This is a genomic window from Azospirillum brasilense, from assembly GCF_005222205.1.
GTDB lineage: Bacteria > Pseudomonadota > Alphaproteobacteria > Azospirillales > Azospirillaceae > Azospirillum > Azospirillum brasilense_G.
In genome coordinates, this window is record NZ_CP032345.1 from 2,889,843 (window position 1) to 2,907,115 (window position 17,273).

Consider the following 17,273-nt stretch of genomic DNA (forward strand, 5'->3'; position numbering starts at 1 on the left):
CCATGGAAACCCTGTCCGCCCTTCTCTATCTGGTCGCCTCGGTCTGCTTCATCATGGCCCTGCGCGGCCTGTCCAGCCCGGAGACCTCCCGCCAGGGCAACTTCTTCGGCATGGCCGGCATGACCATCGCCGTGCTGACCACGCTGGCCCTGCCCATCGTCCAGTCCTACTGGATGATCGTGCTCGGCATCGCCATCGGCGGCGGCATCGGCTACGTCATCGCCAAGAAGATCGAGATGACCGCCCTGCCGCAGCTCGTCGCCGCCTTCCACTCGCTGGTCGGTCTGGCCGCGGTGTTCGTGGCGCTGTCGGCCTTCTACTCGCCCGAGGCCTACGGCATCGGCGTGCCCGGCGCCATCGCCAAGGGCTCGCTGGTCGAGATGGCGCTGGGCACCGCCATCGGCGCCATCACCTTCACCGGCTCGATCGTCGCCTTTGCCAAGCTGCAGGGTCTGGTCACCGGCAAGCCGCTGGTCTTCCCCTTCCAGCACCACCTCAACGCCGGCCTCGGCATCCTCACCATCCTCCTCATCGTCTGGCTGGTGCAGAGCAACGCCGATGCCCCGATGTGGCTGATCGTCGCCGTGTCGCTGGCGCTCGGCCTGCTGCTGATCCTGCCGATCGGCGGCGCCGACATGCCGGTGGTGATCTCGATGCTGAACAGCTACTCGGGCTGGGCGGCGGCGGGCATCGGCTTCACGCTGCAGAACAACCTGCTGATCGTCACGGGCGCGCTGGTCGGCTCGTCGGGCGCGATCCTGTCCTACATCATGTGCAAGGGCATGAACCGCTCGATCTTCAACGTCATCCTGGGCGGCTTCGGCGGCGACAGCGGGGCGGCGTCGGCGGCGGCCGGCGGCGGTGAGCGCGGCACGGTCAAGGCCGGCTCGCCGGAGGACGCGGCCTACATCATGAAGAACGCCCAGTCGGTGATCATCGTCCCCGGCTACGGCATGGCGGTGGCCCAGGCCCAGCACGCGCTGCGCGAGATGGCCGACCTGCTGAAGAAGGAAGGCGTCGAGGTCAAGTACGCCATCCACCCGGTGGCGGGACGCATGCCCGGGCACATGAACGTGCTGCTGGCCGAGGCCAACGTGCCCTACGACGAGGTGTTCGAGCTAGAGGACATCAACCGCGACTTCAGCACCGCGGACGTGGCCTTCGTGATCGGCGCCAACGACGTGACCAACCCGGCGGCCAAGACCGATCCGCAGTCGCCGATCTACGGCATGCCGATCCTCGACGTGGAGAAGGCCAAGACGGTGTTCTTCATCAAGCGCGGCATGGCCGCCGGCTACGCCGGCGTCGAGAACGAGCTGTTCTTCCGCCCCAACACCATGATGCTGTTCGGTGACGCCAAGAAGGTCACCGAAGAGGTCGTGAAGGCCACCGAGTAAAGCTCGGCCGAAAAGAAAAGCCCCTTCCTGGACGAACCGGGAAGGGGCTTTTTTGTTGCCGCATCGGCGATTGGCTCAGAAGCCGACCGCGCCTTCGGCGACATGATCCACGATGATCAGGTGATTTTCCACGCGGGTGACGCCGGGCGTATTCTCCGCGGCGACGCGAATGGCGTCACGCTGCGCCTCGGTGCGGACGCTGCCCCAGAGATGCACGACGCCGTTGCGCACCACGATGTTTTCGCTGATCTCCGGTGCCCAGGGCTGCGCCCGCAGGGTTTCCAGAAGCCGGTCGCGCACGACGCGGTCGTCCGCGGCGGCCGGGGAGACGTCCGGCGCGATGCTGGCGAGGACGTGCAGCAGGTTGGCGCGGCTGACGATGCCGACCAGCTTGCCGTTGTTCAGCACCGGAACGCGCTTGATGCGGTTGCCCTCCATCAGGCGGACCACCTCGTCGAGCGGGGTCTCCTCCGTGACGGAGATCAGCGACTCCGTCATCGCGTCGCGCACATGGCGGCCGTGGGACTTGGTGTAGTCGGCGGCCTGGTTCGGCGCGCCAGCGAACATGGCGAGCCACCAGGAGGCCCGGCGGACCGTGCCGGTCTCTGTCCGGCGCAACAGGTCGCCTTCGCTGATGACGCCGAGCAGGCGCCCGTTCGAATCGCAGACGGGCAGGCCGCTGATCCGGTTCTCCAGCATGCGCTTCGCGGCTTCGGTCACCGTGGCGTCGGGACCGATGGTGACCACCTGACGGGTCATGATGTCCGCAGCTTTCATGGCTTTCCTCCGTTTGCCTGATTCGTTGACCCAGCCAACATACACACACGAGAAGTGCGGTGAAACTGTCTGGTGTACGGTATACCAATTTGCCGCAGGGCGAAGTCCGCGGCGGGGCAAATTTTACAGGCGGGAAAAAAGAAGGCTCCGCTGGCAGGAAGCCGCGGAGCCGTCAGGTGGGGGAATCTACAGGGAGGAATGCGTGTAGTTCCAAGGACGTTTGTACCCCCAGCGATCCGCCTCAACCACAGTGGATTCGGTATACCAGTCATGCAGCATGTGGATACCGTATACGGTATTCCAAAAGGGCCTTAAGAGAGCAGACTTTCCAGGCTGCAGCAGAGGAATGGCCGCGTCGTCGTTCATCGAAGAAACAGTCCGCGATCCGAACATATCTGCTTGTCATGAACTGGCATCTGGTATACCGTATCACCAATCCAAGCCGCTTCCCTCTCCGGGGCAATGAAAGCGCGGCCCGAACCCCGTCAACCGGGGGAAACCCCGGATCATTCCGGGGCGGAGAGAGAGGGACGGGAACGCCAATGCAGATGATGAGTTTCTCGGTCGCACCCCTGGATCAGGGGATGAGCTTCAAGGCCAAGGCCTACCAGGCGCTGCGCCAGGCCATCACCCAGATGGACATCTACGGCGGGCCGAGCGAGATCCGCCTCGACGAGCGTCAGCTCTGCGAGGCGCTGGGCGTCAGCCGCACCCCGGTGCGCGAGGCCATGGCGCTCCTGGAGCAGGAGGGCTTCATCCGCTCCATGCCCCGGCGCGGCATCTTCGTCGTGCGCAAGACCAAGGCGGAGATCATCGAGATGATCACCGTCTGCGCCGCGCTCGAAGGCATGGCCGCCCGCCTCTTCGTCGAGCGCGCCGACGAGCGCGGCATGGCCGACCTGCACGCCACCTTCGACCGCTTCGCCGAAGGCGAGCTGGCCGACCACGTGCTGGAGTATTCCGACGCCAACGTCGCCTTCCACCAGTCGATCATCCAGGCCTCGGGCTGCACGCTCATCGCCGACCTGACCGACCGCTTCTTCATCCACATGCGGGCCATCCGCCGCGTCACCATGCGCCGCGGCGGCCGGGCCGAGACGTCCATCGTCGAGCACCGCGACATCATCGACGCCCTGACCCGGCGCGACGCCGACCTCGCCGAGCGGCGGGTGCGCGAGCACACGCTGGGGCTGGCCCGCCATGTCGAACAGCACTGCGATTTTCTCGATTGACCGATCGTGAACCGAATAAGAGTCGGGGAGGAGTAACCCTTATGTCAGCCGTCACAGTCCTCAACAACCAAGCCACGGCCGCCACCGATGCGGAACCGGCGCTGACGGATGGTTTCCAGCTCGTCATCGATGCCCTCAAGCTCAACGGCATCGAGAACCTCTACGTCGTGCCGGGCATCCCGATTTCCGACCTGCTGCGCATGGCCCAGGGCGAGGGGCTGCGGGTCATCTCCTTCCGCCACGAGCAGAACGCCGGCAACGCCGCCGCCATCGCCGGCTTCCTGACCAAGAAGCCGGGCGTGTGCATGACCGTCTCGGCGCCGGGCTTCCTCAACGGCCTGACCGCGCTGGCCAACGCCACCACCAACTGCTTCCCGATGATCCTGATCTCCGGCTCGTCGGAGCGCGAGATCGTCGACCTCCAGCAGGGCGACTACGAGGAGATGGACCAGCTGGCCATCGCCAAGCCGCTGTGCAAGGCGGCCTTCCGCGTGCTGCACGCCCAGGACATCGGCATCGCCGTGGCCCGCGCGATCCGCGCCGCGGTGTCGGGCCGGCCGGGCGGCGTCTACCTCGACCTGCCGGCCAAGCTGTTCTCGCAGGTGATGGACGCCGCCGAGGGCGCGCGCTCGCTGGTCAAGGTGGTCGACGCCGCGCCGGCGCAGCTGCCCTCGCCGGACTCGGTGGCGCGCGCGCTTGAGGTGCTGAAGGGCGCCAAGCGGCCGCTGATCATCCTCGGCAAGGGCGCCGCCTACGCCCAGGCCGACGAGGCGGTGCGCGAGCTGGTCGAGAAGAGCGGCATCCCGTTCCTGCCGATGAGCATGGCCAAGGGTCTGCTGCCCGACACCCACCCGCAGTCGGCGGGGGCGGCGCGCTCGATGGTTCTGAAGGACGCCGACGTGGTGGTCCTGGTGGGGGCGCGTCTGAACTGGCTCTTGTCGCACGGCAAGGGCAAGACCTGGGGCGAGCCGGGGTCGAAGACCTTCATCCAGATCGACATCGAGCCGCGCGAGATGGACAGCAACGTGGCGATCGTGGCGCCGCTGGTCGGCGACATCGGGTCGTGCGTGTCGGCGCTGACCGCCGGGATGGCCAAGGGTTGGACGCCGCCGCCGGCGGAATGGACGGGGGCCGTGGCGGCGCGCAAGGAGGCGAACATCGCCAAGATGGCGCCCAAGCTGATGAGCAACGCCTCGCCGATGAACTTCCACGGGGCGCTGGGCGCGCTGCGCCGGGTGGTGCAGGAGCGGCCGGACGCGCTGCTGGTGAACGAGGGTGCGAACACGCTGGACCTGGCGCGCGGGATCATCGACATGCACCAGCCGCGCAAGCGCCTGGACGTCGGGACCTGGGGCGTGATGGGCATCGGCATGGGCTTCGCGGTGGCCGCGGCTGTGGAGTCGGGCAAGCCGGTGCTGGCGGTTGAGGGCGACAGCGCCTTCGGCTTCTCGGGCATGGAGGTGGAGACGATCTGCCGGTACAAGCTGCCGGTGTGCATCGTGGTGTTCAACAACAACGGCATCTACAAGGGGACGGACGTGAACCCGACGGGCGGGTCGGACCCGTCGCCGATGGTCTTCGTACCGGACTCGCGCTACGACAAGATGATGGAGGCCTTCGGCGGCGAGGGCGTCAATGTGACGACGCCGGACGAGCTGTACCGGGCGGTCAGCGCGGCGATGGACAGCGGAAAGCCGACGCTGATCAACGCGGTGATCGACCCCAACGCCGGGTCGGAGAGCGGCAACATCGGCAGCCTCAACCCCACCAGCGCCGTCCGCAAGGGGCCCAAGACGTAACGATCAAGCGTTAACCAAGGACGCCGGTTCTCCGGTTCCAGGCCGGGCGGCCCTGCCAGCGAGGGGTGGGGCCGCCCTTTTCAGACACAGAGCACCACCGGGAGGAACGACGATGGGAAAAGCTCTTGAAGGCGTGCGGGTTCTGGACTTTACCCATGTTCAGTCGGGTCCGACCTGCACGCAGCTTCTGGCGTGGTTCGGCGCCGACGTGATCAAGGTCGAGCGTCCGGGCGAGGGCGACATCACGCGCGGCCAGCTCCGCGACGTGCCCGAGGCCGACAGCCTCTATTTCACCATGCTGAACCACAACAAGCGGTCCATCACGCTGGACACCAAGAACCCGGACGGCAAGCGCGTCCTGGAGGATCTGGTGCGCATCTGCGACGTGATGGTCGAGAATTTCGCCCCCGGCGTGCTCGACCGCATGGGCCTCACCTGGGAGCGCATCCAGGAGCTGAACCCCCGAATCATCGTCGCCTCGGTCAAGGGCTTCGGCCCCGGTCCCTACGAGGACTGCAAGGTCTATGAGAACGTCGCGCAGTGCGCCGGCGGCTCGGCCTCGACGACCGGTTTCGACGACGGCCCGCCGATGGTCACCGGCGCCCAGATCGGCGACAGCGGCACCGGCCTGCATCTGGCGCTGGGCATCGTCACGGCGCTCTACCAGCGCACCCAGACCGGGCGCGGCCAGAAGGTGCTGGCGGCCATGCAGGACGCCGTGCTGAACCTCTGCCGCGTCAAGCTGCGCGACCAGCAGCGGCTGGAGCGCGGCCCGCTGAAAGAGTACCCGCAGTACCCGAACGGCGAGTTCGGTGACACCGTGCCGCGCGCCGGCAACGCCTCGGGCGGCGGCCAGCCGGGCTGGATCCTGAAGTGCAAGGGCTGGGAGACCGATCCCAACGCCTACATCTACTTCATCACCCAGGCGCCGGTGTGGGCGAAGATCTGCGACGTCATCGGCAAGCCGGAATGGGTCACCGATCCCGACTACGCGACGCCCGCCGCGCGCCTGCCGCGCCTGAAGGACATCTTCGCGACCGTCGAGGAATGGACCATGACCAAGACGAAGTTCGAGGTCATGGAGATCCTGAACAAGTACGACATCCCCTGCGGCCCCATCCTGTCGATGAAGGAGCTGGCGGAGGACCAGTCGCTGCGCGAGACCGGCACCATCGTCGAGGTCGATCACCCGACGCGCGGCAAGTACCTGACGGTCGGCAACCCGATCAAGCTGTCGGACAGCCCGACCGAGGTCACGCGGTCGCCGCTGCTGGGTGAGCACACCGACGAGATCCTGCGCGAGGTGCTCGGCTTCGACGAGCGGCGCATTTCCGAGGTTCGCGACAGCGGCGCTCTGGGGCTGGTCGTTCCCCGCATGGCCGCCGAGTAAAGACAGCCGTGGCAGGGGCGTCCCGACGGGACGCCCGCTCCATGAGAGGCCGGTCCGCCGGCGCGCCGTCCCGGAGGTAGGACGCGTGGCCGCGGGCGTCCGGCGAGCCATCGGCTTACCCGCCCATTCTTCCACAGATTCAGCACAGGACGCAGGGTGCCGGCGCGGGACGCGTCAGCGCCGATGCCGGCCTGCGCCCCGCACCCTTCCATTTTAAACACCCGAAGACAGCCATGAACATCCATGAGTATCAGGCCAAGGGCCTGCTGAAGACGTACGGCGTCGCGGTGCCCCGCGGCGGCGTCGCGTTCTCTCCCGAGGAGGCCGAGGCCGTTGCCCGCGAGCTGGGCGGCCCGGTGTGGGTCGTGAAGTCGCAGATCCACGCGGGCGGCCGCGGCGCCGGCCGGTTCAAGGACAACCCCGAGGGCAAGGGCGGCGTCCGCGTCGTCAAGTCCGTCGAGGAGGTCGGCAAGAACGCCGGCGAGATGCTGAACCACGTGCTGGTCACCAAGCAGACCGGTCCGGACGGCCGCGAGGTCAAGCGCCTCTACGTCGAGGAAGGCGCCGACATCAAGCGCGAGCTGTATCTCGGCATGCTCGTCGACCGCGCCACCGGCCGCGTCACCATCATGGCGTCCACCGAAGGCGGCATGGAGATCGAGGAGGTCGCCCACAACACGCCGGAGAAGATCGTCAAGGTCGCCGTCGACCCGGCCACCGGCATCCAGGGCTACCACACCCGCAAGGTCGCCTTCGCCCTCGGCCTCGAAGGCAAGCAGGTCGGGGCGGCGGGGAAGTTCCTGACCGCCATGTACCGCGCCTTCACCGAGCTGGACTGCGCGATCGTCGAGATCAACCCGCTGATCGTCACCGGCTCGGGTGACATCCTGGCGCTCGACGCCAAGATGGCCTTCGACGACAACGCCCTGTTCCGCCACAAGAACGTGGCCGAGCTGCGCGACGTCGCCGAGGAGGACCCGGCCGAGGTCGAGGCCGCCAAGCACGACCTGAACTACGTCAAGCTCGACGGCAACATCGGCTGCATGGTCAACGGCGCCGGCTTGGCGATGGGCACCATGGACATCATCAAGCTGTACGGCGGTGAGCCGGCCAACTTCCTCGACGTCGGCGGCGGCGCCACCAAGGAGCGCGTCACCGCGGCCTTCAAGCTGATCCTCTCCGATCCCAATGTGAGCGGAATCCTGGTCAACATCTTCGGCGGCATCATGCGCTGCGACGTCATCGCCGAAGGCGTCGTCACGGCGGCCCGCGACGTGAAGCTGCATGTGCCTCTGGTCGTCCGTCTGGAAGGCACGAACGTCGAGCTGGGCAAGAAGATCCTTGCCGAGTCCGGATTGCCGATCCTGTCGGCCGACAACCTCGCCGACGCCGCCGAGAAGGTGGTCAAGGCCGTGAAGGAGGCCGCGTAAGATGGCTGTTCTCGTCGATAAGAACACGAAGGTGATCTGCCAGGGCTTCACCGGCGCCCAGGGCACCTTCCATTCCGAGCAGGCGATCGCCTACGGCACCAAGATGGTCGGCGGCGTCACCCCGGGCAAGGGCGGCACTAAGCACCTCGACCTGCCGGTCTTCGACACGGTGGCCGACGCGGTCGAGAAGACCGGCGCCAACGCCAGCGTCATCTACGTGCCGCCGCCCTTCGCGGCCGACGCCATCCTGGAGGCGATCGACGCCGAGATCCCGCTGGTGGTGTGCATCACCGAGGGCATCCCGGTGCTCGACATGGTGCGCGTCAAGCGCGCGCTGGGCAACTCCAAGACCCGGCTGATCGGGCCGAACTGCCCGGGCATCATCACGCCCGACGAGTGCAAGATCGGCATCATGCCGGGCCACATCCACAAGCGCGGCAAGATCGGCATCGTCTCGCGCTCGGGCACGCTGACCTACGAGGCGGTGGCGCAGACCACCGCGGCGGGGCTGGGCCAGACGACCTGCATCGGCATCGGCGGCGACCCGGTCAACGGGACGAACTTCGTGGACAGCCTGGAGCTGTTCCTGAAGGACCCGGAGACCGAGGGCATCATCATGATCGGCGAGATCGGCGGTGACGCCGAGGTCAAGGGCGCGGAGTTCATCCGCGACTCCGGGACCAAGAAGCCGGTCGTCGGCTTCATCGCCGGGCGCACCGCGCCTCCGGGCCGCCGCATGGGCCACGCCGGCGCGGTGATCTCCGGCGGCAACGACACCGCCGACTTCAAGATCGAGTTCATGAAGTCCGTCGGCATCGCCGTCGCCGACAGCCCCGCGAGCCTGGGTTCCACCATGCTCAAGGTCTTCAAGGGCTGATCCGTTTCCGTCGCAGTGGTGTTTCCCCGAAGTGACTGGCCGCGCCGGCAACGGCGCGGTTTTCTTTGTTGTGTATTCGGGCAGGGGAGGGGGCTGTTTCCGCAATGTGGAAAGCTGATAAAGAGGCGTTGCGGCGAGTGGTCTGACCAGTCATCTTGGTCTTGCACAGGGTGCTTCACCCTTTGTATCGGGCGGGTTGTTGCTCTGCATTTATGCGAGCCTCTCGAAATCACTGGCCGTGCTGGCAACAGCACGGCCATTTTTTTGCTCTTACCGATCGATTGTCCGGGCAAGGGTGAGGAAGCCGGCGATGTAGTCCACGCCCTCCTCGCCGCGGCGGACGCCGAGATGAATGCTCTTGCCGATCCCCTCGCTGCCCAGCCGCAGGCTGCGGACGGGTAGGCCGGCGCCGTCCTCCCGCACCAGCCAGTCCGGCAGAACGGTGACCCCGCGCCGGGCGGCGACGAGCTGGAGCATCAGGTCCGTCGACTCCGCGGTCTTGTGACGACGCGGCCGGCAATGGGCGGGGACGAGGAAGCGGGTGTAGACGTCCAGCCGTTCCAGGCTGACCGGGACCGTGATCAACTCCTCCGCACGCAGGTCTTCGGGCTGCGCCGCGCCACGCTCGGCCAGCGGATGCGTCTCGTGCACAACGAGGACGAGTTCGTAGTCGAAGACCGGCGTGAACAGGACGTCGGCGGTCTCGATGGGGTCGGGCGTGATCAGCAGATCAATCTCGTTGTCGAGCAGCGCAGCCAAGCCGTCGAAGCGGAAGGCGGTACGGACCTCGAAATCCACGTCCGGCCAGTGCGTGAGATAGCTGGCGGTCATCCGCATCAGCCAAGCCTGGCAGGGATGGCATTCCATGCCCACCCGGAAGGCTCCGCGGCGGCCCGATGCGAAATCGGCGAGAACCCGTTCGGCGTGCTCGAACTGCGGCAGCAGGCGTTGCGCCAGGACCAGAAGATGCTGCCCAGCCTGGGTGAAGCGGAGGCTCCGCCCCTTCTTCGTCCAGACCTCCACGCCGCAACGCTCCTCGAACTTGCGCACCGTGTGGCTCAGCGCCGACTGGCTGAGGTTTAGGCGTTCGGCAGCGGCGGTGACGCCGCCCACCCGGTCTACTTCCCGCAGGATCGTGAGAATCTGACGGTCAAGCATTCATGATCTCTGTTCATCCAATCATGAGAACATACCATTTTCATTCATGATGGCGGGTCGGTAGGTGTGGGGCAACCATCACTGAGCGATTTCCGGACACCGTCATGAGCCAAGCCGACAGCAACCCTTACACGCATGGTCCTTACGCGCATGGGACGGCGAACGTTCTGCGGCTGGCCACAGCGCAGGCGCTGGCCGGCGCCAACGCGGTGGTCGTCTACGCGACGGGGGCCATCGTCGGGAACACGCTGGCGCCCAGCCCAGCGCTGGCCACTCTGCCGCTCTCCGTCTTCGTTGTGGGCATGGCGGTCTGCACCATTCCCGCCGGGGCCATCGCCCGACGGTTTGGGCGTCGGGCCGCCTTCCTGGCGGGGACTGGCTGCGGCGTGCTCGTCGGGCTGCTCTCCGCCCTGGCGGTGCTTCTGGGGAGCTTTTGGCTGTTTTGCGCAGCGATGGTCCCCGGGGGCGCCTACGCTGCCGTGGTCCTGTCCTTCCGCTTCGCCGCCACCGATTGCGTCGAACCGGAGCGGCGGCCGAGAGCCATGTCGGCGGTGATGGCCGGCGGGGTGTTCGCCGGGGTCATCGGACCGCAGCTCGTCACCGTCACCATGGATGTCTGGCCGCCGCACCTGTTCCTGGCGACCTTCCTAGCCCAGGCCGCCGTGGCGGCGGTGTCCGCGCTGGTGCTGATCGGCGTGCGGCTGCCGATGCCGACCGCGGCGGAGTCCGCCGGGGGACGACCGCTCGGCGTCATTGTCCGCCAGCCGCGATTCCTCACCGCCGTGCTGTGCGGGGTTGTCTCCTATCTTCTGATGAACTTCATCATGACGGCGGCCCCGCTGGCGATGCGGCTGTGCGGCCTGTCGCAGGAGGTGTCAAACCTCGGTCTGCAGTGGCATGTGATCGCCATGTACGCCCCGAGCTTCGTCACCGGGCGGCTGGTTGAGCGCTTCGGCGCGTCTCGCATCGTGTTCGCCGGCTTGGGCCTGATCGCCGCCTCCGCCGTGGTCGGGCTGGGGGGCGTCGACGTGGCGCATTTCTGGGTCAGCCTGATCCTGCTGGGGGTCGGCTGGAACTTCGGCTTCCTCGGGGCCTCCACGCTCGTTCTGGCGTGCCACCGCCCGGAGGAGAAGACGCAGGTGCAGTCGCTCAACGACTTCATCGTGTTCGGCACGATGGCCCTGGGGTCCTTCGCGTCCGGCGGGCTGCTGGCGGCGTTCGGTTGGGATTCGGTGCTCTGGGTGTCCTTCGTGCCGCTGGCGGCGGCCATCGCGGCGCTTGCCATCACGGCCTCCTCCCGCGCCGCGTCCGCGACCGCCTGATGTCGGTCGACGCCTCGCTCATCCGGTCGTGAGAACGCCATGAGCCCCGCCCACGAGGCGGGGCTGACCCTCTCGGCCGTCCGGTTTTCCAAAGCCAGAAAAATTTTTGGATGAAAAGCGCGACGCGGCAAAAGTTCGTGTTGCCAACAATCATGTCTCTGGCATACCATATGCCGTATCTGGAGCGCCACGAACGCAGGGACGGCGTGACCGGCTCTCCAGCTCATCATTGAAGCATGACTCGCATCGGCACGGAACAAGGCCGCCCATGACGCGGCGATGCGGACGCTCGCTCGGACACCGCCTCGCCGGCTCAAGGGGACCCTCATGCCCGGTATCAAAGCGTCGCAATCCCACGGGAGGGAATGATGGTTGGATCGACAGAATCCCAGAGGCCAGCTTTTAACAGTTCCGGCGGCTCGCAGGCGCCCATTTCCGAAGGCGCGCGCTGGATGCAGATCGTCGTCGGCATCGTCTGCATGGTCGCCGCGGCCAACATCCAGTATGCCTGGACGCTCTTCGTGCCGGAAATCCAGGCCACCCATGGCTGGACCCGCGCCTCGATCCAGACCGCCTTCACCGTCTTCGTCGTCGTCCAGACCTGGCTGACCCCCATCGAAGGCTACTTCATCGACCGCTACGGCCCCCGCGCCATCGTCGCCTTCGGCGGCGTGATGACCGGCCTCTCCTGGATCATCGACAGCTACGCCGGCTCGCTCGGCATGCTCTATGTCGGTTCGGCCATCGGCGGCATCGGCGTCGGCTGCGTCTACGCCACCTGCGTCAACAGCGCGCTCAAGTGGTTCCCGGACAAGCGCGGCCTCGCCGTCGGTCTGACCGCGGGCGGCTATGGCGCCGGCTCGGCCGTGACGATCCTGCCGATCGCCAACATGATCCACTCCTCGGGCTATCAGGCGACCTTCTTCTGGTTCGGCCTGCTGCAGGGCACGATCATCCTCATCGCCGCCTTCTTCCTGCGCGCCCCGCAGAAGGATCAGGTGAAGGCCTCGACCAAAGTCCTGCAGTCCCGCCGCGACTACACGCTGAAGGAAGCGCTGCAGACGCCGGTCTTCTGGGTCATGATGCTGATGTTCATCTGCACCGTGTCGGGCGGTCTGATGGCGGTGGCCCAGCTCGGCGTGATCGCCCACGATCTGGGCGTGAAGGAAGCCCCGATCAGCCTGTTCGGCATCACCATGGCGGCGCTGCCCTTCGCGCTGATGCTCGACCGCGTGATGAACGGTATTTCCCGTCCGCTGTTCGGCTTCGTCTCCGACCACATCGGCCGTGAAGCGACCATGTTCATCGCCTTCACCTTCGAAGGCCTCGGCATCCTGATGCTCAGCCGCTTCGGCCACGACCCGATCATGTTCCTGATCCTGTCGGGTCTGGTGTTCCTGGCCTGGGGCGAAGTGTACAGCCTGTTCAGCGCGACCTCGGCGGACACCTTCGGCACCAAGCACGCGGCGAAGATCTACGGCGTGCTGTACTGCGCCAAGGGCGTCGCGGCGCTGCTGGTCCCGCTGGGCAACCTGCTGATGGAAGCCACCGGCACCTGGGCGACCGTGCTCTACATCTGCGCCACCATGGACCTCATCGCGGCCTTCTGCGCCATCGCGGTCCTGCGGCCCATGTTGCGCAAGCATCATGCCCGCAACGCCGAACTCGCCGCCCAGCAGGGTGCGGGTGGGCTGGCGGTGCAGCCCGGCCACTGATCGGCCCGCGAAGCTTCAGTTTCTTGTCTCGGACGACTTTATCTCGGATGACGGCCGCCGCGCGCACCCCGCGCGGCGGCCTTCTTTCATTCCAGGAAGAAGGGACGGTTGTGGCCCTCGCCGGACTGGTTGAAGCGGTCCGACGACCACAGGCCGTCCGGCTGCTCGTCCTGCGGATCGGAATTCCACTCGTCGTCCTCCCGCATCAGCAGGGTGAGGCCATGGCCCATCAGGCCGGCCAGGGCGACGAAGGCGATCAGTTGGGACTCGAGCATGGGACGGGCTCCGGGCACTCGGGAGGGGGCTTTGTTTTTTGTTGTGATGCAGCATAGCGGGCCGGCTCAGGCTGCGCAATAGGATTTTGTATACCAGATAATGGATACCAGAAGCACGCCAACTGCATTGATCGGGTGGGATTCGCCGTGAATAGCGCCGTGAATAGCGTTGACGTGGGTGGGGCGGATGGTTCAGCATGGCGACGTTCCAAGGGGAGCCCCATAGCACGGGGCTGAGATGATGCCGTAAGGCGCCGAACCCTTTGAACCTGATCCGGGTCGTACCGGCGTAGGGACAGGAACAAACGGGCCACGGTCATGCGCATCCCCATCGCGCACCTCTCCATGGGGACCGCTCCGGTCGTCCGTTCTGCCGCTCCGTCACACCCGGGTCTCCAACGATCCTATGTGCGATGGAGATCCACAGCAGATGCCCGACACTCTTCCCCCCGCTTCCCAGAAAGCCGCGCCGTCCGACCATTTCTCGGTGACGACCGGCCCGCTGCCGTCGTCCAGCAAGGTCCATGTGGCCGGGGAGCGCTTCCCCGACCTGCGCGTGGCGATGCGCGACATCCATGTCGGCGGCGGCGAGCCGCCGGTGCGCGTCTACGACACCTCCGGCCCCTACAGCGATCCCGCCGTGCAGACCGACATCCGCCGCGGCTTGGCGGAGTTGCGCCGCTCCTGGATCGAGGGGCGCGGCGACGTGGAGGCCTATGAGGGCCGCGAGGTCCGTCCGGAGGACGACGGGCTGCGCGCCGGCGAGACGCGCGCCGTGCCGGTCTTCGACCGCGCCGGGCGGCGTCCGCTGCGCGGCAAGCCGGGCCGGGCGGTGACGCAGATGGCCTACGCCCGCGCCGGCATCGTCACGCCGGAGATGGAGTACATCGCCGTTCGCGAGAATCTGGGCCGCCAGCGCCTGGCCGAGGCGGCGGCGCGGGACGGTGACGACTTCGGCGCCTCCATCCCCGACCATGTGACCCCGGAGTTCGTCCGCGACGAGGTGGCGCGTGGGCGGGCGATCATCCCATCCAACATCAACCACCCCGAATCGGAGCCGATGATCATCGGCCGAAACTTCCTCACCAAGATCAACGCGAACATCGGCAACTCCGCCGTCGCGTCCTCGGTGGGGGAGGAGGTCGACAAGATGGTCTGGTCGATCCGTTGGGGCGCCGACACCGTGATGGACCTGTCCACCGGCCGCAACATCCACACCACCCGCGAATGGATCCTGCGCAACAGCCCGGTCCCCATCGGCACCGTGCCGATCTATCAGGCGCTGGAGAAGGTCGGCGGCAAGGCCGAGGACCTGACCTGGGAGATCTTCCGCGACACGCTGATCGAGCAGGCGGAGCAGGGGGTGGACTATTTCACCATCCACGCCGGCATCCGTCTGGCGCACATCCCGCTGACCGCGAAGCGCACCACCGGCATCGTGTCGCGCGGCGGCTCGATCATGGCGAAATGGTGCCTGTCCCACCACCGCGAGAGCTTCCTTTACGAGCGGTTCGAGGAGATCTGCGAGATCATGAAGGCGTACGACGTCGCCTTCTCGCTGGGCGACGGGCTGCGCCCCGGCTCCATCGCCGACGCCAACGACGCCGCCCAGTTCGCCGAGCTGGAGACGCTGGGCGAGCTGACCAAGATCGCCTGGAAGCACGACGTGCAGGTGATGATCGAGGGGCCGGGCCATGTGCCCATGCACAAGATCAAGGCCAACGTCGACAAGCAGCTGGCGCTGTGCGGCGAGGCGCCCTTCTACACGCTCGGGCCGCTGACCACCGACATCGCGCCGGGCTACGACCACATCACCAGCGCCATCGGCGCCGCCATGATCGGCTGGTTCGGCACGGCGATGCTCTGCTACGTCACGCCGAAGGAGCATCTCGGGCTGCCGGACCGCGACGACGTCAAGGTGGGCGTGGTCACCTACAAGATCGCCGCCCACGCCGCCGACCTCGCCAAGGGCCATCCCGGCGCCCAGGAACGCGACGACGCCCTGTCACGCGCCCGCTTCGAGTTCCGCTGGCGCGACCAGTTCCACCTGTCGCTCGACCCGGAAACGGCGGAGCGCTTCCACGACCAGACCCTGCCGGCGGAGGGGGCGAAGGTCGCGCATTTCTGTTCGATGTGCGGGCCGAAGTTCTGCTCGATGAAGATCACGCAGGAGGTGCGGGAGTACGCCAACTCCGGCATGGCCGAGATGTCGGAGAGCTTCCGCGCCAAGGGCGGGGAGATCTATCTGGAGGAGGGGCAGGCGGCGGAGTAGCGTCCGAATCGAAAAGGGGGCGCCCTCGCGGGCACCCCCTCGCTTCGGCTCCTTCCCCAAGGCGGGGGGAGGGGAAGAGAGCGTCAGGACATGGCCTTTACGCGTCGGCCGTCACGCTCCGGCCGCTGTGCGCACCCAGCGACTCGGCGGCCATGCGGTTGCGCATCGGACGCAGGACGAAGAGCGCCAGGACCGCGGCCAGCGCGTTGACCGCGGCGGCCAGCAGGAAGACGGCGTGCCAGCTTCCTGTCGCGTCGGCGATGATGTTGGCGAAGGGGATCAGCAGCGCCGCCGTGCCCTTGGCCGTGTAAAGCAGCCCGGCGTTGCTCGCCGCGAACTTCGACCCGAAGGTGTCGGCGCAGCAGGCCGGGAACAGGCTGTAGATCTCGCCCCAGGCGAAGAAGACCAGACCGGTCAGCAGCACGAAGGCCACAGGGTCGCGGCCGTAGAGGCTGAGCGCGACGATGCCCACCGCCTCGATGGCGAAGGCGATGAACATGGTGTTCTCGCGCCCGATGTGGTCGGACACCCAGCCGAAGAAGGGGCGGGTCAGCCCGTTCAGCACGCGGTCGATCGACAGGGCGAAGGTCAAAGCGGGCAGGGTCAGGCCGAGGATGCTGACCGGCGCGTGGGCCAGCCCGAAATCCTGGGCGATCGGGCCGAGCTGCGCCGTTGCCATCAGCCCGCCGCCGGCCACCATGACGAACATGGCGTACATGACCCAGAAGACCGGCGTGCGGACCATCTGGCTCGGCGTGTATTGCCGCTGCGCGGGCGGGGCGGCGAAGCCGCCGCGGGCGAGGGGAGCGGAGGGCGGGGCGACCAGCAGCCAGGCGAGCCCGAAGACCACCAGCCCCTGGCCCAGACCGAAGGCCATGAAGGTCGCCTCGTAGCCCGAGGTCTCGATCATCGTGGCGATGGGCACCACCGTCAGGGCGGAGCCGGCGCCGAAGCCCGCCGCGGTGATGCCGGCCGCCAGACCGCGCCGGTCGGGGAACCATTTCAGCGCGTTGCCCACGCAGGTGCCGTAGACGGCGCCCGCCCCGATGCCGCCGATGGCCGCCGCGACGTAGAGTACGAGCAGCGAGTCCGCCACCGCGTTCAGCGCCCAGGAGGCGGCGCAGAGCACCGAGCCGAACAGTACGACGATCCGCGGGCCGAAGCGGTCGACGAACCAGCCCTCGACGGGCACCAGCCATGTTTCGGTGACGATGAAGATGGTGAAGGCCACCTGGATGGCCGCACGGCCCCAGCCGTGCTTGTCGTCGATGGGTTCGACGAAGAGGGTCCACCCGTACTGGAGATTGGCGATCATCGACATGCAGATGACGCCGGCAAGCAACTGCATCCAACGCCCGCCGACAGGCAGGGCGCTCCGCGCACCGGTTTGGCGCATATGGTTCCTCCCGGATGGGTCCGCTATCTCGTTTTTGTCCTGGCGCGCGCGGGGTGCGTTCGGTGCCCGACCGCTTCGCTTTGTCCTTCGAACGGGCCTGTCTGGTTGCATGATGTTGGCATGCCAGACGCCGTATTCGTGATGCCTTGACGATGAGTGTGGCGGATAATCCGTGGAGTCAGCAACAAATTTTCGTGAGCGGGCGCCGCTCTGGCCATAAGTGATATATTAAA

Annotated in this window: 13 protein-coding genes and 1 riboswitch; of the genes, 9 read left to right on the plus strand and 4 right to left on the minus strand. The window is 67.0% G+C overall.

What is annotated here, in order from left to right; all coding sequences use genetic code 11:
• Positions 1-2 precede the first annotated feature (2 nt).
• Positions 3-1,397, plus strand: a complete 1,395-nt coding sequence (locus D3869_RS13780; protein ID WP_137140486.1) for an NAD(P)(+) transhydrogenase (Re/Si-specific) subunit beta — start codon at positions 3-5, stop codon at positions 1,395-1,397.
• A 75-nt stretch (positions 1,398-1,472) separates the two neighbouring features.
• Here the strand turns inward: D3869_RS13780 and D3869_RS13785 are convergent, their stop codons facing one another.
• Positions 1,473-2,174, minus strand: coding sequence for a CBS domain-containing protein (locus D3869_RS13785; RefSeq protein WP_014240280.1), 702 nt, complete (start codon positions 2,172-2,174; stop codon positions 1,473-1,475).
• A 542-nt stretch (positions 2,175-2,716) separates the two neighbouring features.
• On the opposite strand from D3869_RS13785, the gene D3869_RS13790 reads away from it, so the two are divergent.
• From D3869_RS13790 to sucD, 5 genes are all read left to right on the plus strand, one after another.
• The gene (locus D3869_RS13790) at positions 2,717-3,406 is read left to right on the plus strand and encodes a GntR family transcriptional regulator (RefSeq protein ID WP_109469155.1); all 690 of its coding nucleotides are present in this window, start codon (positions 2,717-2,719) and stop codon (positions 3,404-3,406) included.
• Between the two features lie 41 nt (positions 3,407-3,447).
• Positions 3,448-5,205, plus strand: a complete 1,758-nt coding sequence (gene oxc / locus D3869_RS13795; protein ID WP_137140487.1) for an oxalyl-CoA decarboxylase — start codon at positions 3,448-3,450, stop codon at positions 5,203-5,205.
• Between the two features lie 112 nt (positions 5,206-5,317).
• Complete coding sequence (gene frc / locus D3869_RS13800; protein WP_137140488.1) at positions 5,318-6,595, plus strand: formyl-CoA transferase; 1,278 nt, start codon at positions 5,318-5,320, stop codon at positions 6,593-6,595.
• Between the two features lie 233 nt (positions 6,596-6,828).
• Complete coding sequence (gene sucC, locus D3869_RS13805) at positions 6,829-8,025, plus strand: ADP-forming succinate--CoA ligase subunit beta (RefSeq protein WP_137140489.1); 1,197 nt, start codon at positions 6,829-6,831, stop codon at positions 8,023-8,025.
• A 1-nt stretch (position 8,026) separates the two neighbouring features.
• On the plus strand, positions 8,027-8,902 hold the full coding sequence (sucD, locus tag D3869_RS13810; protein ID WP_014241630.1) for a succinate--CoA ligase subunit alpha: 876 nt from the start codon (positions 8,027-8,029) through the stop codon (positions 8,900-8,902).
• A gap of 270 nt (positions 8,903-9,172) precedes the next feature.
• Here the strand turns inward: sucD and D3869_RS13815 are convergent, their stop codons facing one another.
• Positions 9,173-10,060 (minus strand): LysR family transcriptional regulator, encoded by an 888-nt coding sequence (locus D3869_RS13815; RefSeq protein WP_137140490.1) that lies wholly within the window; start codon positions 10,058-10,060, stop codon positions 9,173-9,175.
• A gap of 104 nt (positions 10,061-10,164) precedes the next feature.
• On the opposite strand from D3869_RS13815, the gene D3869_RS13820 reads away from it, so the two are divergent.
• Both D3869_RS13820 and oxlT (D3869_RS13825) read left to right on the plus strand, forming a co-directional pair.
• On the plus strand, positions 10,165-11,382 hold the full coding sequence (locus D3869_RS13820) for an MFS transporter (protein ID WP_137140491.1): 1,218 nt from the start codon (positions 10,165-10,167) through the stop codon (positions 11,380-11,382).
• A 452-nt stretch (positions 11,383-11,834) separates the two neighbouring features.
• Positions 11,835-13,097: an oxalate/formate MFS antiporter gene (gene oxlT, locus D3869_RS13825; protein ID WP_109138472.1), complete on the plus strand. Its 1,263-nt coding sequence runs from the start codon at positions 11,835-11,837 to the stop codon at positions 13,095-13,097.
• An 86-nt stretch (positions 13,098-13,183) separates the two neighbouring features.
• Here the strand turns inward: oxlT (D3869_RS13825) and D3869_RS13830 are convergent, their stop codons facing one another.
• On the minus strand, positions 13,184-13,372 hold the full coding sequence (locus tag D3869_RS13830; protein ID WP_137114423.1) for a hypothetical protein: 189 nt from the start codon (positions 13,370-13,372) through the stop codon (positions 13,184-13,186).
• A gap of 201 nt (positions 13,373-13,573) precedes the next feature.
• Positions 13,574-13,686, plus strand: a riboswitch (TPP riboswitch).
• A 116-nt stretch (positions 13,687-13,802) separates the two neighbouring features.
• Between D3869_RS13830 and thiC the strand changes: the two genes are divergently transcribed.
• On the plus strand, positions 13,803-15,644 hold the full coding sequence (thiC, locus tag D3869_RS13835) for a phosphomethylpyrimidine synthase ThiC (RefSeq protein WP_137140492.1): 1,842 nt from the start codon (positions 13,803-13,805) through the stop codon (positions 15,642-15,644).
• A gap of 97 nt (positions 15,645-15,741) precedes the next feature.
• Here the strand turns inward: thiC and oxlT (D3869_RS13840) are convergent, their stop codons facing one another.
• Positions 15,742-17,040: an oxalate/formate MFS antiporter gene (oxlT, locus tag D3869_RS13840; protein WP_137140493.1), complete on the minus strand. Its 1,299-nt coding sequence runs from the start codon at positions 17,038-17,040 to the stop codon at positions 15,742-15,744.
• Positions 17,041-17,273 lie beyond the last annotated feature (233 nt).